The following is a 25,152-nucleotide window of genomic DNA, read 5'->3' as shown; positions in this document are numbered from 1 at the left end:
CGCCCATCCGCCACGGCCGCCTGCGGCCCGATCAGTACCCCGGACCCAGGAACGGGTTCTGTGAGTTCCCCGGATACTGCGGATACTGAGGGGCCTGGGGGGCCTGGTTCTGCGGAACCGGGACCGGTATCGGCACCGGTAGCAGCGGAACGTGTATCCACTCCGTCGTCATCGGCACCGTCGTCGTGGGCGTCGTCGCCTGAGCTGGTGCGGGCGACGGCGTTGTCGTCGGGGGCGGCGGCGGGGGGCTGGTGGTCGTCGCCGTCGTCATAGGCGGCGGCTGCGTCGTGGTCGGTGGCGGCGGTGGGCGTCTCGTGGTGACGACGGGCGGCGGCGTGGTCACCACCACCGGTGGCGGAGGGGGCGGCGGTGGTGGCGGCGACGGCGGAGGGGGCGGTGGCGGCGCGGCGCTGGGGACCGGCTCGGCGCTGGGTGGCGGCGGCACAGCCGTCGGGGGCGGGGGGACCGGAGTCGGTATCAGGGAGCTGACCGGCGGCACCGGCACGGGCGCGACGGTGGGCGCCGGCGGGGTCTGGCGGTTCTCTATGCCCGTCAACGTGTAAGCCACGCCGCCGATCGCCGTCATGGCCACCAGGGCGCTCATCCCGATAATCAACTGCGACAGCCGGACGCGACGCCACGGCCGTTCCCTGGGTGGGTCGATCACGTTCAGGCGCATCGACCAGCCGGCCGGACCGTCTTCGTCGTAGGCTTCGGGCGTGTATGGTGCTCGCACATCGCCGGGGTATTCGGTTTGCGACCAAGCCAACTCGCGATCGGTGAGCGCCTCGTCGTCGATCACCAGCACGTCGCCGGCCGGCAGTTCGATGACATCGCCGGCGGCGGCGGTCGTGAGCAGTCCGATGGACGTGCGCGTCCGCAGATCCAGCTCTTCACCGCGGGAGGCCAGCAGCAATGCGCCGGCCGCGGCGGCGAACGCGGGCTGCGACGGGGTCACGACCGGTCTGCGCGAATGCACCGAAAGGCGTTCGGTGACAAGCGGAATGCTCGCACCGCCGCCGACGGTGACCACGGCCGACAGGTCCGCCCAGCTCTTGTGATGGCGGGCCAGCATGTCATCGAACGCGTAGATGAAGCCGGTCAGCCGGTCCTGTATCAGGTCCCCCAGCTCGTCCCGTGTCAGCCGCATGCTGCAACGGCGCCCACCAAGTTCCGCGGCCAATTCGGTTGTGGTTTCGGTGGATAACCGCTCCTTGGCCGCGCGGCACTGCTCCTTGAGCAGGGTGAGCTGGCCGACCGCGGCGGTGCTCGCCGGGTCGATGCCGCTGCCATGTCCTAGTTCCTCGAAAACCCGAAGCAATAACGCCTGGTCGATTTCGTCGCCGGAAAAGGCCGCGTAACGCATTGTGGGGCTGACGAGCTCGAAATCCCCCGCGAGGCTCACCAACGTCGCCGAGGTGCCGCCGCCACCGAAGTCGAGCACCCCGACCACGCCGGTCGCCGCAAGGCACAGCTCCGCGTTCGCCGCGGTCAACGCCGCGATCGCATCCGAGACCAGGCGGGGCGCCATGCCGCTTCGGACGAAGCCCAAATGCGTTCGTAAGCCGTTGCGCAGCGCCTGCACCGTACTGGGTTTCCAGTACGCGGGAACCGCGATGGAGATTTCCGAGGAAGCCGCGTCCGCACCGGCGTCCAGCACCATCGCGTCCAAGGCCTCCACCGTCAGGAGGTCCGGGTCGTGGGCGGACCCGTCGGGCGACACGAGCGCAACCGAGTCACCGATGCGCTCCACGAAGCCGCGCATGAGCACGCCCGCCTCGGTGAGGTTCGGATTCTCCTCGGGCAGGCCGATTTTCGGCGCGCAGTGCGGATATAGGGTCAACACAGCACGCCGCGTTACTGGCGGACTTTCGTTACGTGCAGCGACCAGGTTCGTGGTCCCGATCGACAACCCCAGTGGGTCGTACATAGAGCGAATACTTTCGTCTATAGAGGTCGGTGGCCAGCGTTAACCATAGTCGCGGACACGCGGAAAGCCGATGGCTTGCAACATCATTGGTACCCGCTCGATGCGATTGTGTCACCGAAGCGGTACTAAAAACCCCTTGACAAGACGTCCGGGTTCATGCCACGAACAGCGGCAGCGAACGCCTCGGCTCAAACCGGAATGACGATCCACCACTGACTTTGGCCACCGACACCTCTGGCAGTTCGCCCGCCGGGGCATCGGTTTCGATTAGTTCTGTGGTCCAGTCGGTGCTCGTACCGCTAACCCGGACCTGGAGGCGCGGATCCACCGCGGTGGCGATCGCTTGCAGCGGCTGCACGGATTCCGGCGAGCACAGCGATATCCACGCGCCGTCGTCGTGGGCCGGCGACCGGTGCACAATCAGCCGGTCCGCCTCCACTTCCGCCACGACGTAGCCCGCCGGGTTGAGCAGCGGATGCAGCTCGAGCGCCCTCAGCGTTCCTTCGACCCCGCCAGGGAGCGCCAGGGCGTTGTGAATCCGCTCGGCGGCCAGGCCGGCCAGGCCGATCAGGCCGCGGGTGCCCACCGCGGCGGCCTCGGCATCGTCGGCGGCACGCTTTCGCACCGCGATGGCAAACGACAGATAGAGCAGGTGCATCTGCAGGCAGACCTCGTCGGCCATCCGCACCAGCGCCGAGTGGGAGAAGGCGCCGAAGTCGAAATCGGACAGCAGCGGGCCCGAGTAGTCCGCCTGCCCCTCCTCGGACCGGTCGATGGGGTCGAGTTCCCATGCCGCGGCGCGGGTTTCGCGCACGATATCCAGCGCGGGGATGCTCTCGGCCTCGGGATGGGAGTCGTCGATGATGACGGTCCACGCGCAGTGCGGATGCCTATCCGCCGGCTGCCGCGGCGGGCGGTGGATGGGACGCATCTGCGCGCGCGGGTTGGTCGCCACCGCGGTGGCGTCGAACGTCGGATCCTCGATGGTGTGGCACATCCCGAACACGTACTCCTCGCCCATCGGCTCCACGTCGAGCAGCGCGCCGCAGTGGTCGAGGTGGAATTCGCCGTGCCAGCGGTCGTGGATGGTGTACCGGAAATCCATGAATTGCGGCGGCGCGCCGATGTCGAGCTGTAGGCCCTTGAAGATGGTGGGCACGTCGTCGCCCTCGAAGTTCAGCGCCCGCTGCATGCGCTTGGTGTAGATCGGGCTGGCGCCCGCCCACTCCTCGATGGCGATCTGCACCATCTCCTCGCGACCGAACGAGCTAATGCACCAGGCCATGCCGGAACGGTCGATCATGTGCCCGATCAACAGCAGTTCGGGGACCAGGACGGCAAGCTGCTCACGGGACAACCGCGCGTATCGGGACTGACTCACCGACCCAAAAATAGTCGTGGCTATGTTATAAAGTCAACAATGTCCATTGCCGCGAACCGGACACCCGGGCGCTCCATCAGACCCACCCGGCGCACCAGCGCGCCGCGCAAACGCGGGGATGACACTCGGGCCAGGATCATCGACGAGACGGTCCGGTGCATCGTGGAGGAGGGGTTCGCCGCCGCGACCGCCAAGCACGTGGCCGAACGCGCCGGCGTGACGTGGGGAGTCATCCAGTATCACTTCGGCGACCGCAACGGCATGCTGATCGCCGTCGTCGACGACGGCGTGGCCAGGCTGGTCGACAGTCTGTCGTCGGCCAATGTCAGCGAGCTTCCGCTGCGCGAGCGCATCGAGGTCGTCGTCGACACCGCCTGGCGCTGTTATAGCAGCCCGACGTCGATGGCCGCCTTCGAAATCCTGCGCGCCACCCGCGGCGGTCCGGGCGAGTCCTCGCGGCGCCACCTGCTCGAAATGAACTCCGCGATCGGCCAGCTCGGCCGGCTGATCACCGAAGACCCGGCGAATTCCGGTGTGGCCGAAGTGATCTGGGCCACCCTGCGCGGGGTGGTGCTGGCGCAGATGATCACCGGGACCCCGATCGACTGGCATCGGGAGCGACGGGCGCTGATCGACATGGTCACCCGTGTGCTGCAATGACCTGATGAGCCCCCAAGACTTCGCCTCCGAGATAGCCGACATCGAAGCGATCAAACAGGTCAAGTACCGGTATCTGCGCACGCTGGACACCAAGCGCTGGGACGACTTCGCCGAGACGCTGACCGACGACGTGGTCGGCGATTACGGGTCGTCGGTCGGTGCGGAGCTGCACTTCACCAACCGCGTCGACCTGGTGAACTACATGCGCAGGTCACTGGGCCCGGCCGTCATCACCGAACACCGGGTGACTCACCCGGAGATCACGGTGGGGGGCGATGAAGCGTCGGGCACCTGGTACTTGCAAGACCGGGTCATCGTCGCCGATTTCGACTTCATGCTGATCGGTGCGGCCTTCTACCGCGACACCTACCGGCGCACCGACGATGGCTGGAAGATCAGCGCCACCGGCTACGACCGCACCTATGAGGCCACAATGTCGTTGGCGGGCTTGGACTTTAAGGTCAAAGCCGGTCGCGCCCTGGACTGACGCCCGGCTACTTGGTGATCGCGATCACCGCGCCGGGCCGCAGCCACCGGATGATCTGCACCAGCTGGGCATCGTCGATCGCCACGCAGCCCTCGGTGGGGGCGCCGTCGGTGGTGTGGAAGAAGAACGCCGCACCGCCGCCCGGGACCTTGTTCTTGTTGACGCCCATCACCACCGCGTGCTTGTACTGCGGGATTTGCAGGTTCTCGCTCGCGGCCGTGCTGAACGGGCACTGGGATTTCTGGCAGACCTGCATGGAGTTGAAGGTGGGGCTATGGTCGTCGCCGCTCCACCAGTGATTCGGCCCGACTTGCGTATAGGGCAGTCCCCCACCGGGATTCGGCGCCGTGCCGAAGGCGGAGTCGAGCGTGTACACCCCCATCGGGGTGGCCGGAACCCCGCTCCTGGCCTGCGGCGCCATGCCCGCCGAACCGACGTGGGTGGGGATGCCGGTCTTGAGCGCCTGCCAGCCCGCGGCGGTGCGCTGATAGATGTCCATTTGCGCGGTGGAACCGCCGGTGCTGACGACCGAAACCACCTGCGTGGCATTGCCAACGGAGTTCGCGAACCAGGGGGTCGCCGCACCACTTGCCGGGGCGAGCAGAAGCGACGCGCACACCACGCACGCCACAGCCCCCAGCGAAGCTAGCAGTCGGCGCATGGATTCAATCGTCGGGCGGCGCTGACCTAAAGGTCAAGTAAAGCTTTAGGTTCGGTTGGATCACCGCGCCGTGATCCAATGGGCGCCGGCTCTGGCAGGGCTCGCGAGCAGACGCGGAATCGCATGATTTGCACGCAAATCATGCGATTCCGCGTCTGCTCGCCATCGTGGTTGGCCACTGGCCAAGCGGTCATACTGGCGTCATGGCGGTCTTCGTCCGAAGGTTGTTCGGCATCGGCAAGCTGCCCGCCGACCTGCACGCTCAGGTCGAGGCGGAGGGCCTTATCTACCTTGCCGACTACGTCGCGGTGACCCGGCGGTTCAGCGGCGTCCTCCCCGGCGTGCGGTTGCCGCACAGCGTCGCCAGCTATGCGGGTTCGCTGGTCTTCACCTCGGAGCGGGTGCTGGCGACGCTGTCCATGCTGCCCAAGCTGGCCGGCCCGACCGTCAACGTGCGCTGGGACGCGCCGCAGACCGGCGCGGCGCAGGTCGAGATTTCGTCAACGGGATTGCAGGTCGACGTCGACGTCGCCCAGGTTGACAAGAAGTTCAGCGGCGAACTGTCGCTGCACTACAAGGCGGCCATCCCGGCCGACGTGCTCGCCGGCCTGCCGCGGCGGTCGCTGGCCTTCGACATGCCGCCCGACTACGTCTTCCGGGCGGTCGGCGTCACCTACAGTCCGTGATCGTGATCCGCGGCCAGGGCGGCTGCCGGAGCACCGCCAGGGTGCCGATCACCGCCGCCAGCAGGCCGGTGATCACCCCGATCAGGGCGATCCGGTCCGCGTCGACGGCGGGCACCCAGGAAGCCTTGCCGTCGCGCACGACAAACACGCCGAGCGGTTTGGAGACGGGGATCACGGTGGCACCGTCGGAGGTCTCATAGGGCTCGCCGTATGCGCGCGCGGCGCCGCCGGCGGGCTGCTGGTCGAGTACGTCGGAAAGCTTCACGGAAACACTCCCTTCCGAGGCCGTCTGAGAAGGCACGGTCCACGCTAACGCGCGATTTCCTACGATGAACCCTGTGACCGATCAGGCGTTCAGCCCCCAGGAGCGGCGGGCCGTCTATCGGGTGATCTCCGAGCGGCGTGACATGCGCCGGTTCCTGCCGGGCGGCGTCGTGGGAGAGGAGGTGCTGGCGCGGTTATTGTGCGCCGCGCACGCCGCGCCCAGCGTCGGGCTGATGCAGCCGTGGCGCTTCATCCGGATCACCGACGACGAGCTCCGCAGACGCATTCACGCGCTCGTCGAGGAGGAGCGCCCGCTCACCGCCGCGGCCCTGGGAGAGCGCGCCGAGGAGTTTTTGGCGCTCAAGGTGGAGGGCATCCTCGAGTGCGCCGAGCTGTTCGTGGTGGCGCTGTGCGGCAACCGCGACAGGCACGTGTTCGGCCGGCGGACGCTGCCGCAGATGGATCTCGCGTCGGTGTCGTGCGCAATCCAGAACCTGTGGCTGGCGGCCCGCTCGGAAGGCCTTGGCATGGGCTGGGTTTCGCTGTTCGATCCGGAGCGGTTGGCGGGTCTGCTGGCAATGCCGGTCGACGCCGAGCCGGTGGCCATCCTGTGCCTGGGCCCGGTGCCCGAGTTTCCGGATCGGCCCGCGCTGGAGCTGGACGGCTGGGCCTGCGCGCGACCGCTGTCGGAGTTCGTCAGCGAGAACCGATGGGGTCGGCCGTCGCGGCTGCGGTATCGTCGCCGGTCGAGGTGACGGTATGACAGACAACGTGCTGATCGTGCACTGGCACGACCTGGGGCGATATCTCGGCGCCTACGGCCACCGGGATGTATCCAGCCCACGACTGGACCGGCTCGCCGCCGAAGGTATCCTGTTCACCAGGGCCCATGCCACGGCGCCGCTGTGCTCGCCGTCGCGCGGATCGCTGTTCACCGGCCGCTACCCGCAGACCAACGGGCTCGTCGGCCTGGCTCACCACGGCTGGGAATACCGCAGCGGCGTCCGGACCCTGCCGCAACTGTTGTCCGAATCCGGTTGGTACTCAGCGCTTTTCGGCATGCAACACGAGACGTCCTACCCGAAGCGGCTGGGCTTCGACGAATTCGACGTGTCGAACTCCTACTGCGAGCACGTGGTGGACCAGGCCTCCGAATGGCTCCGGGCGTGGCTCCGGGACGCCACCGAAAGCCTCGCGGACCAACCGTTCCTGTTGACCGCGGGGTTCTTCGAGACGCACCGGCCCTACCCGCGGGACCGCTACGAGCCGGCCGACGCCGCGGACGTCGACGTTCCCGACTGCCTGCCCGACACTCCCGAGGTCCGCGGCGATCTCGCCGACTTCTACGGGGCGATCGCGACGGCCGACGCCGCAACCGGCCGGCTGCTGGACACGCTGGCCGAGACGGGGCTCGACGCCAACACCTGGGTGGTGTTCTTCACCGATCACGGCGCCGCGTTCCCGCGTGCGAAATCCACGCTATACGACGCCGGAACCGGCATCGGCATGATCATCCGCCCGCCCACCGGCCGCGCCGTGGCGCCGCGCGTGTACGACGAACTGTTCAGCGGAGTCGACTTGGTGCCGACGCTGCTCGGCCTGTTGGGTCTCGACGTGCCGGCCGACGTCGACGGCGTGTCCCATGCGGGCGCCTTGCTTGCGCCGGACACCGAGCCGGACACCGTGCCAGTCAGAGACCACGTGTACACCACGAAGACCTTTCACGACTCGTTCGACCCGATTCGCGCGATTCGCACCAAGGAATACAGCTACATCGAGAATTACGCGCCCCGGCCGCTGCTCGACCTGCCATGGGACATCCAGGAAAGCCCGTCGGGATTGGCCGTCGCGCCGTTCGTCAAGCGCCCGCGCCCGCAGCGCGAGCTCTACGACCTGCGCGCCGACCCCACCGAGACCAACAACTTGCTCGCGGGCGACACGGGCATAAAGGCAGGCATAGACGCGGGTATAGACGCGATCGCGACCGATCTGGCTGTCCGCCTGGATGATTGGCGTCAGCGCACCGGTGACGTCATACCATCGGAGTTCGCCGGTTCCCGCATCGCGGTGCGTTACACCGAAACCTATCTACAGATTCATCACGCGACGCCGAGCGGCCGCGCGGCGATCGCCGTCGACCGCGGCATCGAGGAGTGATCCGGGCCGGTTACGCACTCGAACGGCGCGCGCCCCCAACCTCGGCGACGATGAACACCCGCCGGAAGGGGAAGATGGTCGTCCCGTCGGCCCGGGGCGGGTAGGCGTCGTCCAGCAGCGGGATGAGCTCCCGGCGGAACTGCTCCCAGCCCTCGTCGTCGAGCCGCTCGCGCACCGGGACCAGCGCCGTGCCGGTGATCCATTCCAGCACCGGATGCTCCCCGGTCAGCTGATGCAGGTAGGTGGTTTCCCAGACATCGACCTTGCATCCGACGTCCAGCAGCAGGTTGGCGTAGTTTATCGGTGGCTGAACCACCGCCCCCACGCGAAAAGGTATGTCGCGCATGATCTTTGCGTAGGGCTCACGGCGGGCCAGCGTCCGCACCGTGGCATGCGACGGTGTATCGAAGTTGCCCGGGATCTGCACGCCGAGCCAGGATCCGGGCGCCAGCTCGCCGGCCCACCGGACCAGCAGGTCGGCGTGCTCGGGCACCCAATGCAGGGCCGCGTTGCTGACCACCACGTCGGTGTCGGGCTTGGGCTTCCAGTCCCGCAGGTCGCCGGTGACGGCGTCGATTCCGCGTTCCCTGGCGGCGGCGACCATCTCCGGCGAGCTGTCCATCGCCTCGATCACCGCGTCCGGCCAGCGCCGGGCCAGGTACTTGGTCAGGTGGCCCGGCCCGCAACCGAGATCGACCACCCGGCGCGCTCCCTTGGCGCCCACCCGCGACAGCAGGTCGTAGAAGGGCCGGCTGCGGTGGTCGGCAAAGGCCAGGTAGACATCGGGATTCCACATGTCGGTCCTCCTGATCCACACCATCACGCGCCGGCCGATAGACAAACCGTATTACCGCACGACGCCCCGGCGCCGACCGAGTGGAGGCTAGCATCGCGTTTGTGACGCCCGACGCGAACCAAGTCGATCCCCCGATTCCGGTTCCGGATGTTCCCGGCGCCGACGTACCGGCCGGTGCCGAGGGACTGCCGCCGCGCTCGGCGTTGTCGCCCCGTCAGCGACTGGTCGTCGAAGCGGCCGCGCTCTCCGATCTCGCGCTGCGCACCGCGGTCGCGTCGGTGCTGTCGACGACGGTGACGCCGGCGGTCGTCGCCGGCTCCGTGCGGTACGGCGGTGAGCGCGACAACCTGCGCTTCTACGCCGACCTGGCGGCCGAGCGCGACCCGGCGAAGTCGTTTCCGGCGCCCACCGAACTGCCCCGGGTTTCGTCGCGGCCGGCCAATCGGCTCGCGGAGTGGATCGCGGGCGGCACGGTGGACAACATCTCGTTTCCCAGCAGCTTCAGGGCGATCAACCCGGCTATGCGGGAGCGATGGGATTCGTTGAGGTCCAACAACATCGTGCACGCGCAGCACTGGCGGCATAGCGACGGACCGCACCCCACACTGTGCGTCATCCACGGCTTCATGGGGTCGTCGTACCTGGCCAACGGGCGGTTCTTCACGCTGCCGTGGTATTACCGGTCCGGCTACGACGTCCTGATGTACACGCTGCCGTTCCACGGTCCGCGGGCCGAAAAGTTCTCGCCGTTCAGCGGTTTCGGCTATTTCGCCGGCGGGCTCGCCGGTTTCGCCGAGGCGATGGCCCAGGCCGTGCACGACTTCCGGTCCGTCATCGACCATTTGCGGCACACCGGCGTCGACCGCGTCGCGCTGACCGGCATATCGCTGGGCGGCTACACCGCCGCGCTGGTGGCTTCGGTCGAGGACCGGATCGAGGCCGTCATCCCCAACTGCCCGGTCGTGAGCCCGGCGACGATGTTCGACGAATGGTTCCCGGCCAACAAACTCGTCGGGCTGGGGCTGCGGTTGTCCAAGATCGGCCGTGACGAGCTAGCGGCCGGGCTGTCCTACCACAGCCCCCTGAACTACCGGCCACTGGTGCCGAAGGACCGCCGGATGATCATCACCGGCCTCGGCGATCGGATGGCCCCGCCGGGGCAGGCCGTCATGCTTTGGGAACATTGGAATCGCTGTGCGCTGCACTGGTTTCCCGGTAGTCACGTGCTGCACGTGAGCCAGCTGGATTACCTGCGCCGGATGACGCCGTTCCTGCGCGAGGTCATGTTCTAGCGGTCTCGGCCAGCGGTGCCCGATGGGCGCCGGCCACCGGAGTCGGCCAGGCCAGCCGCGCCAGCAGGCCGGCGGGCTCATCGGTGTGCCCGTCGAGTCGTTGCGTGGACAGCAGATCCAATGCCGCCAGCGCCGGCCCGTGATTTCCGCGTTGCGGGGTCAGCCCGGACAGCGCCGCCGCCACCGGCGATTCGGTGAGGAACGCGCACGCGGCCGCGACGGTGTTGTGGGTTCCGTCACCGGCGATCTCCAGCGCCGTGTAGGTCTCGCGCGCCGGATGCGACAGGACCGCGTCCAGGGTTTCGGGGAACCCGTCCTCCACGCGAACCTGGTATGCCGCAAGGTAATCCGAGGTGCCCTGCCGCACTCCCCGCCACGTTTCGCGGGCGTTGGGCGCCAGCAATCGCGGGACGTCGTCGGGCGCAACCGTGCTGACTTCCCATCCGATCTCCCGGAGGTGGTCGGCCAGCCGGCGCGCCGCGACCTGAGCGGTCTCGTGCAACGGAATCCGCGACGAGCGGGCCTGCAGCGCCGCCAGGTTGTCTTCGGCCGATAGCGTGAGCCCGATCCAGGTCTCCCGCCTCGACACGTCGGAGGGATTGTCGCGGCTGGTGATTCGGATCTTGTCGGCGCGGACGCCGTAGCGGTCCAGATACCCGGCGATCAGGGGCAGCGGAAGCACGTCCGAGTCGCCCACCGGCGGCCCGACGCGCAGCAGCACCGTTGCCCTGCCGGCAGAACCGGGTTCGGGTGCCGATGCGCCCGTTGGGTTTACGGTGCGGCCGGCCAGCGCCCAGCGGCGGCGCAGGATCGTGGTGAAATACAGGCCGCGCCACCGGCCGAACAGCACGATCACGACGGCGGCGGCGATGCCCAGCAACCAGTAGTCGCGCGGCGACCGCCAGGGGTAGGCCATCACGGCGGGCACTATGGCCAGCAGCGCCAGTGTGATTCGGCCGCTGCCCGGGATCGGTATCGAGCGATGCAGGCTCATAGGGTGGTCTCCTTCCGTCGGCGCGCGGTGATCGCGGTGATCGCGGCGACGGCCGCGACGACCAAAGCCAGCGCGGCGGTTCCGGCGAACGCGACGGTCCGCGGCTTGGTGTCCTTCGGCGCCGGTGCCGGCGGGGCGGCGACCGGCTTCACCGGTGCCGCGCCAGATTGGTTGCCGGCGGGCAACTCCCATGTCAGCGCCGCCACGGGGTCGACGCTGCCGGCGCCGACGACGTTGGAGGGCGTCCGGGCGCCGTTGTGCGCGGTGGCGGTGATGCGCCGCATCACCTGCGTGGCGGTCAGTTCGGGATACTTGCTGCGGACCAGCGCGGCGACGCCCGACACGTAGCCGGCCGCGTAGCTGGTACCGCTCAGCGCGACCAGTTGCTGGTGGTCGTTGGGCAGGCCATTAGCCAGACCGCCACCGTCACGATTGCTCACCGACACAATGTCTTCGCCGGGTGCCGCGATGCCCACCCACGGCCCGGCCATGGTGAATTTCGACGGCTGCCCGTCCGGCGTCAGGGAAGCCGCCGACAGCACGTACGGCTGCCACCACGACGGGATGGACACCGACTTCACGCCGGCCCAGTTGCGCGGGTCGCCCGGACGGCTCAGGTCGGTGAGCGGATTGGAGTCGCACGACGTTCCGCCGGCGACCGATCCGGTCGACCCGGAATTGCCCGCGGCGGCCACGATCACCGCGTCCTTGTCGACGGCCGCATACCGGATCGCGGCGCCCAGTGCGGCCTGGTCGACCGTCCGGTCGGCGGGCAGGCAGGTGATGGCGGAGATGCTGATCACTCGGGCGCCGAGGTCGGCCGCATGCACGATCGCCCGGCCCAGCGTCGCGACGTCGAGGGCCGCCCGCGCCAGCAGCGGATCCCCGCCCGGCGTCCGCGGCGAGAACTTCGCCGACGTCACCCGGATCGACAACACCCGCGCCGCGGGCGCGACCCCCGAGAAACCGTCCTCGCCGGCCGGCGCCGGCTGGCCGGCGATGATCCCGGCAACCAGGGTGCCGTGCCCGTCGCAGTCGGTCAGGCCGTCGGTCGTCTCGACGAAATCGCCGCCGGGGTCGACGTTGGGCAGCCGCGGACCTGGCCGCACCCCGGTGTCGATGACCGCCACCAGTTGGCCGTCGCCGCGGGAAAACTGCCACGCCGCAGGAAGATTCAGCGCCGCCTGGCCGGGCGTCACCGCACCGGGATCGCTGCCCGGGATGACCCCGGAGGTGCTGCACGGACCGCGCTGCTCCATCGGCTGCCCGGGCCCCGGGGTTCCGCTGGGCGGCGGCACACCCGGGTCCACCTTCGGCTCATCGATCGCGAGCGCCGGCGGACAGGTCCACACCACAGCCGCGAAAACCGCTGTAAGGCAGGCTAACCCGGCTTGAGGTCCGGCCCTCATCATCGATTGATTACCCAGGTGAACAGGCCGACCAGGTACGCCATGACGGGGATCAGCGAAGCGTCGAGGCCGGCCGCGACAAAGCCCAGCAGCCGCCGCAGCGGCAGCGAATAACTTTCCGGCGAGGCGATGCGCGGGTTCAGCGCCACCACGACCCAGACCAATACCAGCGCCGCTAACACCAGGACCGCGCCGAGGGCGGCGGCGTAACGTCCCGTCGCCGTGTAGATCACCAGCAGGACACCCGCGACCAGGTAGGGCTGCGCGAGCAGCCAGGCCTTGCACGCGGCCGAATCCCACACCCGCGCGCGCAGGATCGACGCGGCCGCGGTCGCCGCCACCACGTACCACCCCCAGGCGCTCAGCGCCTCGGGACGCAGCGCGATCGCCACCGATCCCAGGAGGCTGAGCAGCACCGCGCCGGCGATGAATCCGTTCTGATGGGCGTCGCCGATCCGCACCCGCCGCGGCAAGTCCTCCAGCACCCGCAACGACGGCGCCGACGGGGTCGGGTCGCCGGGCGCCGGAATCACCGGCAACGGGAAGCGCGCCCACAGCGCCGACAATTGCGGCGCCTCGACGCTGACCAGCAGGGCCGCCACGATCAGCCCACAGCCGATGCTCAATATCGGTAGCCGCCAGATGAGTTCGGCACCGGCGGCCAGCAACACCCCCGCGCCGGTCACCGCGGTCGCGGTGAAAAACCCGACGATGCGCTCACGCTCGGCGCTGGGCAGCAAAAGCACGATCAGCGACCACGCGGTGACACCGGCCGCGGCCAGCGTCAGTTGCGCCGGCCCGAATCTCCCCGGCACCGCCAGCGCCAAGGCGGCGCCGATGGGCACCAGCGCCGCGACCGACAGCGCCCTGCTCGTGCGAGCCGAGCGGAGGGTAATCAGCAATCCCGCCAACGCGGTCAGCGCCGCGATCACGGCGACCGCGATCAGCCCGGCCGGCGCGCCGGCGGCCGCCCGGTACGTGACGCCCAGGCCAGTCGCCAGGAATACCACGGCGATCGCCGCGGCCAGCGCCCCGCGCTGGATATGCCTTGTCCCCCAAGGCTTCAACCGGGAGGTCGAGAAGATCATGGCGGCGTCGGCGATGTCCTCGACGATGCCCGGCGCGGCCGGGCCGATGGGCACCGGCTGTAGCGCCAGCAGATCACCGTCCACGACACCGACGGTGTCCAGGCTGGCGTCCAGGCTGAACGGCGCCCCGCCGATGGGTGCCAGGCTCAAATGGGAAGCCGCGCCGGCGGCAAGGGTGTCCGGGGAGTTCGCCGCGTCACCGTTGGTCGCCGCGGGAACAACCAAACGCTGTACCGCGGGCAGGATTTCGCGCAGCGGCAACTCGGCCGGCAGCGCCAGCTCCGTCAGCCTGCTGTCCGCGAGGATGGCCACGCGGACGATCGGCATGACGGTGCCCGACGTCACCGGACCCTCGAAGGCTGCTCGTGCCGTTTGCGGTACATCGTGCTCTCTTTCTGTCTGCTATCTGGGTTATGCGTGTTGAACAGAGAAATCTCGGGCCAGCCGCTGGCCGGGGAACCAGTGGCCGTCGGGCAACAAGTCGGTCAGCTGTTCGATCGCGACGGCGATCGCGAAGGGGGTGCCGGGGCTGAAGGTCGACACCCACTCGCCGTCGAAGGCGCGGGACGGGCTGACCAGCACGCGGCCCGCGGTGGTGTCGACAATGCTCATCCCGACCTCGGTGGTGGCCTGCCGCCCGTCGCGGCGGCAGCCGGCGACGATTTCGACGTAGCTGCGCGGTCCGGTGAACACCGACTCCACCACCGGCCGCGCGGATGCCGGGATACCCAGGTAGCCAACGACTTCGGATAGCGAGGCGCCCGACCGCAGCCGCTCGTCGGCCCGGGCCCCGACGCGCATCGGCATGCCGAACTCGTCGAATCGCGCCGGCGGCCGCTGCGCCAGCCCCACACCGAGGACCGGAACCAGCGCCAGGGGGCCGTCGATGTCCATGGCGGTGAGCGTGATCAACTGCGCGCTGCGCAGGGCCACCACCGTCTTCGGAGACCCGCCGGCGGTACCACCGCGCTGCGCGACCACGCCGCGCAGCAGCTCGCCGGCACCGGTGTTTTTAGTGGGCCCCACGTAGCGCAGGTCGAGCCACCGGTCCGGGAAGCACACCGCTCTGATCCAGTCGGCGACCGCGGGGTTGACGCGGCCGTCTTCGGACACCAAACCCATCCGGCTCAGTTCGGCCTTCTGACGCTCGAGGAACGCACCGCGTTGCGCGGCATCGCAATAGGGCATGGTGATCGCCAGCACCCACGGGAAGCTGCCCGCTCCAATGGTTTCCGCGATGAACCACGCCTGATCGACCGTCAGCTCGACTGCGTTGGGTTTGACGCTCATCTGGGCTGGACTAGCCGCCCCACTTGGCGGCTTCGGCCGTGTCGCGGGCGAACATGGCCAAGGTGTTGGCCTCGTGCGTGCTGGCCATCGACTGATAGGCCCGCACCAGCGCTTCCATCGCCTGGTTCCACTGCGCCTGCCACACCTGATAGGTCATCCCGGTGTCACCCTGCCAGGCGTTCGACAGCGCCGCCTGCTCGCTGGCGATGTCGGCGCCCAGCCCCTGCAACGTGCCGGCATAGCCCGACATGTCCGCGGCATGGCTCAACATCGCCGGATAGTTGTACATAATCTGCGACATCACAAATCCTTTCGCCGTTAACGGAAGTCCGGTTAAAACGCCGTGTAGCCCGACGCGGCCGCGGCATCGGCGGCCACATACGTGCCGGCCGCGTCCCCGAGATTGATCTGCGCGATGTCCAGCAAGGTGTTGACCCGAGCCGCGACCTCTACGAACCGGGCATGCGCGGCCTGAAACGCCGCCGAGGCCTCCCCGACATGAAATGCCTGCGCCGACACCGCTTCCTGCTCGGCCTGGCTGATGGTGCTGCGCATCAACGCCGCCTTAGCGCTAAACGCCGACTGCGCAGCCACCAACTGCGGAATATGAGCGTCCAACAAACTCATCGTGTTTTCCCTTCTCTTCGGTCACTCCGGGTCCGGTTACTGACTTCGGTGTTGCTCACTGGCTCGTCGATTGTCTGGGCCCCTCTCCGTGAATACACTTCGGGCGCCGCCATTGTCAGGCGCCCGCCGCACCGTACGAAGCGGCCGCGGCGGTGTCACCCGCGAGGTAGCTCGCGCCGGATTGGCCCACGCCGACACCGGCGCGGCCGAGTTCTTCGACACCCTGGGCCGCAATCGCGGCGTGCTCCTGGCCCTGGACGCTGAACCCGGCGGCCGTCTGCAGCGACACCGGATCCGCCGCCGGGGGCACCACCGCGGTAATCGCCGGAGCCGCCGCCGCGTGCGCGGCCGCCAGCCGCGCCGTCAGCGCCTCCACCGCCGCGCTGGTCGCGGCCAGGCCCTCGGGAACCACTCGCAACGTCATGGCTACTCCTCGTGTAATCCTTCTGTTCCCAGTTCACTAACCATCACGGTCTCCCCAATCAACGGGTTGACCAACTGCACGTACGTCGGAATATCGCTGTCGCTCAACAGGATCGCCCGTCCGGCGGGCAACCGGCCAAACCGTTGGCCCCGGATCTTGCCGCTGTCTTGCGGATTGCCCGAAAGCATCAACGTGGTCGCCTGCAAGTCGTTGAAGCGGCGTAGCAACGGGCTCGTCATCAGCGTGTGCCCCGATCCGGTGGCCCGCGCCGTGACGATCACCCGCAGCCCCAGATCGCCGGCCTGCGCCAGCAGCCCGATCAGCGGAGTCCATGGCCGCTGTCCGATATAGGGGCCGGTCATCGCCGGCGAATCCGGTATTTGGTCGACGTCGTCGATGATCAGGTAGTGGGTGTGGCCCCGATAGGTCCAGCCGGACAGCTCGGCCGCCGACAAGCCCGCGGGTGGTCGCCGCGACTCGATGAGGTTGGCGAGCCCCTGCATCGCCGGGATGACCCGGTCGATGTTGGCCGTGTATTCGTTGTCGGGGAACAGCGGTTCGTCGACGAGGTGCAGCCGCCGGTCCAGCACGGTGAAGGCCACCCGGTCCGCGGTGGAGTGTTCACGGATGGTGCGGATGATATGGCGCAGCAGCGTGGTCTTACCGGACTTGCTGTCGCCGAACACCATCAACAACGGGTTCTCGGCGAGGTCGAGGACAACCGGTGCGAGGTCCTCTTCCCGCTGGCCGATGGCCACCCGGTCGGGGCCCCGATACAGCGCCCCCACCGCGTCGGGCGAGAGGTTGGTGGGCAGCAGCCGAACCGGCGGCGCGGCCACGCCGGGGTAGTGGGCGTTGATCGCGGCCAGCTGGTCCAGTTCGGGAGCGGCGAACAGGAAATGCTCGGCGGCCATGGTCAATCCGCGGCCCGGCTGGTCGTGCGGCACGGATTCGGCGGGCCGGCGCAGGGCGCCGACCAACCGCACGTTGCTGTCCCGCGGGTCGTGCAGCCTGAGCTCGAGCCGCAGCCCGAGGCCGTCGCGCATGGCCAGCGGCACCTCCAGCCAGCTGGGGGTGGTGATGATCACGTGGATGCCGTAGGCCAGACCGACGTTCACCAGTTCGGTCACCTTGGCCAGCAACGGGTTACGGGTGTTGAACTGGTCGGTGTTGTCCCGACCGAACGCGTAGAGGTTGTCAATGACCAGGAACACCTCGCCGTAACCGTCGGCGGCGGCCGAATCGTGCTTGTCCCGGAACGCCCCGCGCTGCTGGCGGGACAGCAGCAGCTGCTCGAGCTCGCCGAAGGTGCGGCGGATGCGTTCGGGTTCCAGCGCCGAGGCGACGCTGCCGACGTGCGCCAGGCCTTCCAGCGCCCGCAGCTGTCCGCCGCCGTAGTCCAGGCAGTAGAACGTGACGTCCCGCGGCGAGTGCAGGTTGGCCGCCGACAAGATGAACGTTTGCAGCGCAGTCGATTTACCCGACTTGGCGCCGCCGTGGATCACCACGTTCCCATCCGCCGAGGTGGCGTCGAAGATCAGCGGATCGCGGCGCATCTCGAACGGTTTGTCGATCTCGCCGAGCGGCCACCGCCACTGTCGTTGCGGCACCCCGGCGCGAGCCAGCACCGCGCTCAACGCGATCGGTTCGTCCAGCGGCGGCAGCCACAACTGCGGTGCCCGCGGACCGTAGCGCGCCAACTGTTCGCCGATGGTCGCGATCAGCTTGCGCGGCGGTCCGGCCGTTTCCTCGTCCTCACCGACGGAGATCACCGTGCCCTGATCCGGCTCGACCCTCTCGGCCATGAATAACTTTGGCTCTGGAGTTGATTGCACCACAAAGGATTTCGTGGTTTGCGGCGGCTCGTAGATGCCGTCGACATAGGTGCTGCGGAACTTGATCGGGGTCGCGCCGGGGGCGGGCACCAGGAAGGCCACGCCCTTGTGCTCCTTGCCGGACTCGATGTGATAGGCGTCCTCCACGCCAATGATCTGGCGAGAAACGCTGGGACTGGCCACCTTCAGCCCGATGCGGTACGAGGTGTTCTTATCGATGTCCTTGATCTTGCCCACATCCAGCGTCTGGGACGCGAACAGGATGTGGATGCGCGACGAACGGCCCTTACGGGCCACGTAGTCAAACAGCTCCGCGTACTCGGGGTGGTCGGCCAGCATCAGGGTGAACTCGTCGGCGACCACGAACAGCGTCGGGATCGGCGGCAGATCGACCGCGCCGGCCGCTCCCGATTCCCGGGCGGCCTCGTACTCGGTCACCGAATTGAACGCGCTGCCCTGAACGCGGCGGCCGGCCTCGCGCAGCAGCGCCTCGCGACGGGCCACCTCGCCGCGCAGCGTGTCGGCGAACCGGTCGGCCAGCGACTTCTTCTCGGCCATGTTGGAGATCACCGCGACCACTTGTGGGAAGTCCCGGAAGCTGTCGGCGCCGGCCTCGCCCTTGAAGTCGGCGTAGATGACGATCAGCCGGTCCGCCGAGTGGGTTGTCAACAGCGACAACAGGATCGACATCAGGGTCTGCGACTTACCCGAGCCGGTCATGCCGATCATCAGGCCGTGGGGACCCATGCCGCCCTCGGCCTCGTCCTTGAGGTCGAAGATCAGCGGCTCACCGGTCGCGGTGACACCGATCGGAACCCGCAACTCGTCGTCGCGGCGGCGCGGCGCCCACAGCGCCGGCACATCCAGTTGCGACGCGTCCGGGATACCCAGCAATGTGGTGAACGTGGCGCCGCGGGTGGCCGCCGAGCGCAACCCGGTGTGGGTCGGGTTGGAGTCCCAGCGCGAGAGCTCACGGGCCAGATGGGCGGCGGCGTCGTCGACGCCGAGTTGGTCGGCGCTGTCGATGTAGGGCTGCCAGCCGCCGGTCTGCCAGCGCTCGATGGCCCCCCCGCTGATCCGCAGGATCGGCTTTTCGGGATCCGAATACTGTTCGCGGTGTGGCGGTGTGGCGGTGGTGTGCACGACGGTGACCCCCGCCCGGCCCGCCGCCAGCGCCGAGGCGTTCACGTCGTAGTCGGGGTCGTCGACGACGACCAGCAGGTGCCGCAGCGCATCCGGCGGCTCACCGTTGAACGCCGAGCGGTCGACGAGGGCGGAGCCCAGCAGCGAGACCAGCTCGTCGGGGTCGGTCGACAGGTACCGCGCCGGGCCGACACCGTCGAGTTCGCCGGGAATGTCCACGTGCGGCAACCACTTCAGCCACGACCAATCGCGGCTCTCCAGGTCGCGAGTGGCCAGCGCCACCCCGAGAACGGTCGGGTCGTGCCACGTCACCGCCTGAGCGATCCAGGCGCGCAACGCCGCCCGCACCTGCGCCGCCTCACCCAGGACGGTGATCCGCGAAACCTTGGTCAGGTCGATTCCGGTGGGCACGTCACGGACGGTGCGCTGGGTGTCGAGCAGGCTGCGTAATGCGCTGTGCGACACCGGTTCCAGGTCGATCTCGTCCGCGGTGTCTTTGACCCGCAGCGCGGTGTCCAGGGGCACCTGGTGGCGGCCGGCCCGCAACACCAGGAAGTCGGGGTCGTGCGGGTCACGCTCCCACTGGCGGCGGGAGCCGGGCACCGCGGCCAGCGCCGTCGGGTCGGGATGGGACCATTGCGCGGCCGCGCGCTGCTGGGCGGCCTGGTTCCGGATGTTGTCCCGCACCACCGACAGGTAGCGCAGGTAGTCGGCCCGTTCGGCGTCGACCTCCTCGGTGCGCATCTTGTTGTCGTTGCCGCGATAGAGCGCGGTTGCCGCCAGCAGCAGCACGAACGGGAAGAACAACGTCTGCGGGGAGATCAGCCGCATGCCGGTGGCGACCAGCGCGATGATCATGCCGACGATCAGGATCACGATCAGGTAGGGCATCGCGCGCCGCAGCAGCGACGGCGGGATCACCCGGGGCAGCTCCGGCGGCGCCTCGATGGCGATGGTGCCTTTGCGGGTGCTGGGCGGCGGCAGCCGCCGGCGGGCTTCGAAGATCAGCCGGCTCATCGGGGGGCTCCTTCGGCCGATACCGGGCGACCGGGCTTGGCGTCGGGCGCCAAGCCGTCGTGGGCGAGCAGCGCGTCGGCGCGCGACAGCGTCGGGCCGGGCGCGAACAGCGACAGCACCGACCACGGGATTCCGACTGGGGGTGTGCTAAGGCCAAGGGCCTCAACGGTTTTCCCGCGTCCTCCGCTATCGGACTCGTTGTCGATGCCGTAGCGCACTCCGGTGTCGGAGACCCAGAACAGCGACCCGGTGGCCGGCGCCGCCGGACCGCCACCCACGGTCTGGGTGAAGTAGCCGGTGCCCGGCGGCAGCGCGACGCGGGTGGCCGTCGACCCATTTCCGGCGGAGCCGCCGCCGATCAGGTCGACGGTGCGGATCGAATCGGGCACCGGCAGCGCCGAGCCGGCCAGCAGGCTCAGCGAGCTGGTGGCGGCCCCGGCGGGCTTGTTCCAGTACGCACAGGTGACGGGGGCTTTGGCCGCGTCGACGAGGGTGATCTGCCGGTCCGGGTAGCGGGCGGTGTCCAGCATCCGCGACACCGGCAGCTTGGCCACTCCGTCGGCGCCCAGCCGCGGAGGTTGGTCCAGGCCATAGGAATTGGCGTTGCGCAGGATCGCCGCAAGCACCGGGGAGATGGGCTGCAGGCCGTCCGGTAACACCGCGTAGTAACGCACGGCGCCCGACGAGCCCTGGTCCAACTCTTTCAGGGCGTACGACGCCACCACCGCTCCGATCGGCCCCGGCGCACCGAAATTCGCTGGGGCGCCGGCGTCCGGGATGGCCGGCGCGTCCAGCGGCGGCGATTCCGGTATCGCGTTGAACAGCCCCTGCGCGATGGGCCGTGGCGTGGGCCCGTCGGCGGCTCCCAGACCCAAGCCCAGCGCGTTCGTCACCGCATGGTCGGACAGGTTGATCTGGCTGCGCTTGCCGTCCCACAGCAGCCAGGTGCCGGTGCCGTTGTCGACCAGGACCGCCTGCCCGGATCCGAGCGCGGCCGCGCGCGCGCCGCGGCCGTCCGGCGTCCCCGCGATCACCGTGACGCCCGTGCTGTGGGCAGCGTGCGAAGTTCCGCTGACGGCGTCGCACACCGTCCAGTTCGCGTCGTGCGAGGTGTTCTGCACCATGCGTTCCGGCGCACCCGGAATGCCGATCAGGTTGCCGCGCGGAAACCGGTCCAGCTCACTGCTTTTCACCGTGGTGGGGTTGACCGGCCGGCCGACGATCAGCCGGGCGGAGGTCAGGTTGAGCACCGGGTGCAGGTCGTCGCCGAGCCGCACGTACAGCGCGGCGGTCGACCGGTCGGCGAGCACGGGATTGTTGCCCGCCGACCCGCTGGGCCGAATCAGCGAGAATACGAAGCAGCCCGCCAAGCCGGTGATCAGCAGGAGCACGCCCATCAGCACCGCGCGCGACTGGGTGCGCAGCGGGTCGACGAGCATCCTGGTGTCGTGCAGGGCGATTCCGGACGCGATCCGGCGCATCACGAAGCGCCAGCCGCTCACCTGATGGCGGGTGACGAAACCACGGCGATACTCAACCTTGTCGGGGTTGTCGTCGACCGGGGTTCGTGAGGCGAACGAACGCCGCGCTCCGTCCCTTTCGCGGTCCGGCTCATTACTGGTCATGCCGGCACCGACAGCCCGAGGCCGCGCAGCAGCGGCTCTACCGACTTCTCGACGTCCTGATCGGTGATCGTCATCAGCTCCTCGTCAGTGAATTCCCCGGTCCCGGCGTGCTCAGAGTGGTCGAGGCGGAATTCGCGTTCTTCCTCGGAGCGTTCGACGATGTTGCGGACAAACCGGCCGTTGCCGGCGATGTCGAGGCTGCGCCGCGCGATTCCATTGGCATCGGGTGTCGACTCCGAGGCCAATTTCGAGAACAAGGCCTCCATATGCTCGAGCGCGGCGGGTTCGAAGACGCTGTCGCGTTGCTCGGCCATCTTGTGCGCGATCTCCACCAACTCGCCCGGCGTGTAGGACGGGAAGTCGATGTTGCGGGTGAACCGGGACCGCAAGCCCTCGTTGGTATCCAGGAACTTGTCCAGGTCCGCCCGGTAGCCGGCGATGATCACCACCAACCGGTCGCGGTCGTTTTCCATGCGGGCCAACAGGGTATCGATTGCCACCAGCCCGAAGTCGTTCTTGGCGCCGGTGGCCACCAGGGCGTAGGCCTCGTCGAGGAACAGCACTCCGTCCAGTGCGCTGTCGATGATCGCGTTGGTCTTGGCCTCGGTCTCGCCGATGTGCTGACCGATGAGGTCGGCGCGGTGCACCTCCCTGATGTTCTCCCGCTTCAAAAGGCCCAGGCCGCAATAGATCTTGGCGACCACGCGGGCGATGGTGGTCTTACCGGTCCCGGGTGGACCGGCGAAGACCAGGTGGTGGGTGCGCTGAGCGACCGTGAGCCCGCGCTGCTTGCGCACCAGCTCCATGGCCACCGAACTCTTCAGCCGGGAAACCTGGTTTTTGACCTCCTCCAGCCCGATGAATTCGGCGAGCTGGCGTTCGGCCTCCTGCAACAGCGCGGCCTTGCGCTCGTGGGCTGCCGGGTCGACGAAGTCTTCCGCGTTGGGCTCGGTGCCGGGGTCCCAGGGATCGGTGCGCGCGTCGATCCGGGCCGCCGTGGTGGTGACGATCCCAAAGCTGGTGTCGGACAACGCCTGTTGGATCTGTTCGTTCTCGGGGTGAGCCGCATACAGATCCTGCAGCACCTCGCTTGCCGACTCCTCGTCGACGTGCGCACGCAGCACGAGCGCCTTGGCCAGTGCGCCGTCGACCGCCGCCACCGCGACGGGGCCGTCGGGCTCCTCGAGATAGGACAACGCGGGGGCGAACATGCCCAGCCGGGCCAGCGCGATGCCGAGGGTGATCTTGGCCGCGTGCGCAAAAGCCTCGTCGAGGTCGGCGTCGTTGACGATCGGCGTCAACAGCTTGACGACGTCCGACCAGCGCTCGGCGCGGTAGTTGATGACGACGGCGACCCAGCGGGCCTCGCGCCAGCTCGGGCGGCGTTCGGTGAGGCCGGCGACGATCCGATGAGCGTCGGCCAACCGTTCGGCCTCCCCCGTTGAGGCGAGCGCCGCCGCGTAGGCGAGGTGGAAATCGTCCGGTGTGGTCGCGCGGAACTGCAGGTACAGCCCGGTGTCGTAGCGGAAACCCAGGGCGCCGGGCGCCAGCTCCACCTGACGCTGCAACGTGCCCGCCGTGGCCGCGGTGCGCGAAATGGCCTCAAGCACCCGGAGGGAGACGTCGCCGGCGGCGGCCAGCCCCGTCCACGCGTCGCACTGGTCGTGTGCGACGCGGGTGAGTGCCGTGAAACCGGAGCGGGCCGCGGCCAGGTCGGCCGGGCGCTGACGCTCATAGACCACGATGCCGAGCGCGCGGCAACACGTGGCGAACCGGCTGACCACATCGCCGTCGACCCTGCCATCTGACCGGAAATTGGCGGGCTGAACTGCGAGCACGCCGGTCTCACCGCGTTCCACGGCCGCTTCTTCTCCCGTACGTCGTATCCCCTGACCTAACCTGCCCGAAGTTAGCATTGCCTAAGCTGGTTGTCGAGGTGTCTGGAGTCTTCCGACTCACAACCATGCTCCTCCTTCGGTGGCGCTAATGAGGACGTTTTGGGCGCACATCATCCGCATTTTCGGCGGGTTCCGCCCAGGCATGCAGCTTACTGAAAATCATTTTCATTATCAATACCGATTAAATCCCACTGGGCCGATTACCGTCCGGGCGGGGCCGCGGCACCGCCGCCGAGCGGCGCCGGCACGCACGGGTCCAGGCACAGCTACTAGTCGGCCGACGGCCCGGGAAAGTTCCCGATCAGGTCTTGACGGCGCTGACGAGGGTGTTGCGGGCGAGCATCGACCCGGCGTCGGTTTCGGGTCCGGGCACCGGCCGGCCGAACGTGCGCAGGTAATCGGTCAGCGGGGTGCCGACCGCGTTCCAGCCCCGGCTGCCGAACCATTCGGTGGCCGGCGCGCACCGCTGGTTGTAGACCAACTGATAGAACGGCCGCTGCTCGGTGCCCTCGGCGAGCGCGACGCGTTCTTCTTCGACCTTGGCCTCGAACTCGTCGGAGTCCAGCGGGGTGCCGTCCTCGACGGCGACGTGGCTGCCCGGTGCGGCCAGGCCGTCGATGCCGGTGAAGAGCTGCTCCTGGGCGTCGGCCGGCAGATAGATCAGCAGCCCTTCGACGATCCAGGCCGACGGCTTAGCGGGATCAAATCCGCTGTCCCGCAAGGCTTTCGGCCAATCCTCGCGCAGGTCGACGGCGATTTCGCGGCGCTCGGCGCGGGGCTGAGCGCCGTGAGCGGTGAGCACCTCGCGCTTGAAGTCGAGGACCTGCGGCTGGTCCAGCTCGAAGATTATGGTCGCGGCGGGCCAGTCCAGCCGGTAGGCGCGGGAGTCCAGCCCCGCCGCCAAGATGACCACCTGGCGCACCCCGGCGTCCGCGGCCCGGCGGAAATACTCGTCGAAGTACCTGGTGCGGGCGCCCTGGAAATCGACGAAGTGCTCGCCGAAGTCGGCGGTCTTCAGCTGGTGGTCGGGGGCTTTGCCGTCGAGGACGTCGGCCGCGGGACCGCCGACGGCGCGGCAGAACAGCTCCGCATAGGGGTCGACCGCCAGGGGATCGGGCTTCTGCGCCTCCAGCGCCCGCGCCGTCGCGACGAACAACGCGGTCGAACCGACGCTCGTTGTGATGTCCCAGGTATCACCTTCGCTACGCATCCGACCGACAGTACGCCGACGGGCGGCGGCGCCCCGCCCCCGGCGGTGTCCGGCACCGGCCGGCCATCGGGCCTCGACGGAAGCCTCCCGGCCGGATCGGCAATACGCAGATACGGAATCACTTGTCTATTTCTGACCGTAAATACGGAGCAGATTCACAGCTATTTGCCGCATGTGGAGTTCTCCCATCGGTCGTAGACTTTGACCGCGGCCCTGTTCACCCGCTCGGCCGCGCCCCTCTCAGGAGGTCTCCGAGGCGGTGCCGTTCCACTCGGAAG

At 68.6% G+C, this 25,152-nt stretch carries 22 protein-coding genes; 6 read left to right on the top strand and 16 right to left on the bottom strand.

The genetic code is table 11. The features are described from left to right. Positions 1 to 31: 31 nt before the first annotated feature. Together K3U93_RS02555 and K3U93_RS02550 are read right to left on the bottom strand one after the other, a co-directional pair. A complete protein-coding gene (locus K3U93_RS02555) occupies positions 32 to 1,930 on the bottom strand; it encodes an Hsp70 family protein (RefSeq protein ID WP_220688577.1) in 1,899 nt (632 codons plus the stop codon). A gap of 154 nt (positions 1,931 to 2,084) precedes the next feature. Beyond that, a complete protein-coding gene (locus tag K3U93_RS02550; protein ID WP_083010608.1) occupies positions 2,085 to 3,311 on the bottom strand; it encodes a hypothetical protein in 1,227 nt (408 codons plus the stop codon). Positions 3,312 to 3,350: 39 nt separating this feature from the next. Between K3U93_RS02550 and K3U93_RS02545 the strand changes: the two genes are divergently transcribed. Both K3U93_RS02545 and K3U93_RS02540 read left to right on the top strand, forming a co-directional pair. Further along, the gene (locus tag K3U93_RS02545; protein ID WP_083010609.1) at positions 3,351 to 3,971 is read left to right on the top strand and encodes a TetR/AcrR family transcriptional regulator; all 621 of its coding nucleotides are present in this window, start codon (positions 3,351 to 3,353) and stop codon (positions 3,969 to 3,971) included. After that, positions 3,958 to 4,458 (top strand): nuclear transport factor 2 family protein, encoded by a 501-nt coding sequence (locus K3U93_RS02540; RefSeq protein WP_083010610.1) that lies wholly within the window; start codon positions 3,958 to 3,960, stop codon positions 4,456 to 4,458. The genes K3U93_RS02545 and K3U93_RS02540 overlap by 14 nt, the downstream gene beginning before the upstream one ends. 7 nt (positions 4,459 to 4,465) lie before the next feature. On the opposite strand, the gene K3U93_RS02535 is transcribed toward K3U93_RS02540, so the two are convergent. Next, a complete protein-coding gene (locus tag K3U93_RS02535; RefSeq protein ID WP_071512206.1) occupies positions 4,466 to 5,119 on the bottom strand; it encodes a L,D-transpeptidase family protein in 654 nt (217 codons plus the stop codon). 203 nt (positions 5,120 to 5,322) lie between these two features. Here K3U93_RS02535 and K3U93_RS02530 point away from each other — a divergent pair, with 203 nt between their 5' ends. Further along, the gene (locus K3U93_RS02530) at positions 5,323 to 5,805 is read left to right on the top strand and encodes a hypothetical protein (protein WP_071512205.1); all 483 of its coding nucleotides are present in this window, start codon (positions 5,323 to 5,325) and stop codon (positions 5,803 to 5,805) included. On the opposite strand, the gene K3U93_RS02525 is transcribed toward K3U93_RS02530, so the two are convergent. Continuing rightward, the gene (locus K3U93_RS02525) at positions 5,789 to 6,070 is read right to left on the bottom strand and encodes a hypothetical protein (protein ID WP_083010611.1); all 282 of its coding nucleotides are present in this window, start codon (positions 6,068 to 6,070) and stop codon (positions 5,789 to 5,791) included. The genes K3U93_RS02530 and K3U93_RS02525 overlap by 17 nt on opposite strands. Before the next feature lie 64 nt (positions 6,071 to 6,134). On the opposite strand from K3U93_RS02525, the gene bluB reads away from it, so the two are divergent. Continuing rightward, on the top strand, positions 6,135 to 6,824 hold the full coding sequence (bluB, locus tag K3U93_RS02520) for a 5,6-dimethylbenzimidazole synthase (protein ID WP_071512203.1): 690 nt from the start codon (positions 6,135 to 6,137) through the stop codon (positions 6,822 to 6,824). A 4-nt stretch (positions 6,825 to 6,828) separates the two neighbouring features. Beyond that, entirely contained in the window at positions 6,829 to 8,226 is a 1,398-nt protein-coding gene (locus K3U93_RS02515) for a sulfatase family protein (protein ID WP_083010612.1), read from the top strand. A gap of 10 nt (positions 8,227 to 8,236) precedes the next feature. On the opposite strand, the gene K3U93_RS02510 is transcribed toward K3U93_RS02515, so the two are convergent. Further along, a complete protein-coding gene (locus tag K3U93_RS02510; protein WP_083010613.1) occupies positions 8,237 to 9,022 on the bottom strand; it encodes a trans-aconitate 2-methyltransferase in 786 nt (261 codons plus the stop codon). Positions 9,023 to 9,123: 101 nt separating this feature from the next. On the opposite strand from K3U93_RS02510, the gene K3U93_RS02505 reads away from it, so the two are divergent. Then, on the top strand, positions 9,124 to 10,314 hold the full coding sequence (locus tag K3U93_RS02505; protein ID WP_083010701.1) for an alpha/beta hydrolase family protein: 1,191 nt from the start codon (positions 9,124 to 9,126) through the stop codon (positions 10,312 to 10,314). On the opposite strand, the gene eccE is transcribed toward K3U93_RS02505, so the two are convergent. The 11 genes from eccE to K3U93_RS02450 form a co-directional block, all read right to left on the bottom strand. Beyond that, a complete protein-coding gene (eccE, locus tag K3U93_RS02500; RefSeq protein ID WP_083010614.1) occupies positions 10,304 to 11,308 on the bottom strand; it encodes a type VII secretion protein EccE in 1,005 nt (334 codons plus the stop codon). The two genes, K3U93_RS02505 and eccE, sit on opposite strands and share 11 nt — an antisense overlap. Next, on the bottom strand, positions 11,305 to 12,717 hold the full coding sequence (mycP, locus tag K3U93_RS02495; RefSeq protein WP_230981731.1) for a type VII secretion-associated serine protease mycosin: 1,413 nt from the start codon (positions 12,715 to 12,717) through the stop codon (positions 11,305 to 11,307). Before mycP ends, eccE begins: the two co-directional genes overlap by 4 nt. Beyond that, positions 12,717 to 14,132 (bottom strand): type VII secretion integral membrane protein EccD, encoded by a 1,416-nt coding sequence (gene eccD, locus K3U93_RS02490; protein ID WP_139796959.1) that lies wholly within the window; start codon positions 14,130 to 14,132, stop codon positions 12,717 to 12,719. The genes mycP and eccD overlap by 1 nt, the downstream gene beginning before the upstream one ends. A gap of 84 nt (positions 14,133 to 14,216) precedes the next feature. Beyond that, positions 14,217 to 15,095 (bottom strand): ESX secretion-associated protein EspG, encoded by an 879-nt coding sequence (locus K3U93_RS02485; protein ID WP_071512198.1) that lies wholly within the window; start codon positions 15,093 to 15,095, stop codon positions 14,217 to 14,219. A 10-nt stretch (positions 15,096 to 15,105) separates the two neighbouring features. Further along, positions 15,106 to 15,396 carry a WXG100 family type VII secretion target gene (locus K3U93_RS02480; RefSeq protein WP_071512197.1) on the bottom strand — a complete coding sequence of 97 codons (291 nt, stop codon included), beginning with the start codon at positions 15,394 to 15,396 and terminating at the stop codon, positions 15,106 to 15,108. Between the two features lie 32 nt (positions 15,397 to 15,428). After that, positions 15,429 to 15,722 carry a type VII secretion protein EsxS gene (locus K3U93_RS02475; RefSeq protein ID WP_071512196.1) on the bottom strand — a complete coding sequence of 98 codons (294 nt, stop codon included), beginning with the start codon at positions 15,720 to 15,722 and terminating at the stop codon, positions 15,429 to 15,431. 115 nt (positions 15,723 to 15,837) lie between these two features. Next, positions 15,838 to 16,146, bottom strand: coding sequence for a PE family protein (locus tag K3U93_RS02470; RefSeq protein ID WP_071512195.1), 309 nt, complete (start codon positions 16,144 to 16,146; stop codon positions 15,838 to 15,840). A 2-nt stretch (positions 16,147 to 16,148) separates the two neighbouring features. Next, positions 16,149 to 20,141, bottom strand: coding sequence for a type VII secretion protein EccCa (eccCa, locus tag K3U93_RS02465; protein WP_220688576.1), 3,993 nt, complete (start codon positions 20,139 to 20,141; stop codon positions 16,149 to 16,151). Continuing rightward, on the bottom strand, positions 20,138 to 21,766 hold the full coding sequence (eccB, locus tag K3U93_RS02460) for a type VII secretion protein EccB (RefSeq protein ID WP_071512193.1): 1,629 nt from the start codon (positions 21,764 to 21,766) through the stop codon (positions 20,138 to 20,140). The genes eccCa and eccB overlap by 4 nt, the downstream gene beginning before the upstream one ends. After that, positions 21,763 to 23,625, bottom strand: coding sequence for a type VII secretion AAA-ATPase EccA (gene eccA / locus K3U93_RS02455; protein ID WP_071512192.1), 1,863 nt, complete (start codon positions 23,623 to 23,625; stop codon positions 21,763 to 21,765). The genes eccB and eccA overlap by 4 nt, the downstream gene beginning before the upstream one ends. Positions 23,626 to 23,965: 340 nt before the next feature. Then, a complete protein-coding gene (locus K3U93_RS02450; protein ID WP_071512191.1) occupies positions 23,966 to 24,874 on the bottom strand; it encodes a class I SAM-dependent methyltransferase in 909 nt (302 codons plus the stop codon). Positions 24,875 to 25,152: the final 278 nt, after the last annotated feature.

The sequence above is a fragment of the Mycobacterium malmoense genome, from assembly GCF_019645855.1.
GTDB lineage: Bacteria > Actinomycetota > Actinomycetes > Mycobacteriales > Mycobacteriaceae > Mycobacterium > Mycobacterium malmoense.
This window is presented reverse-complemented; position numbering and strand designations above follow the sequence as displayed.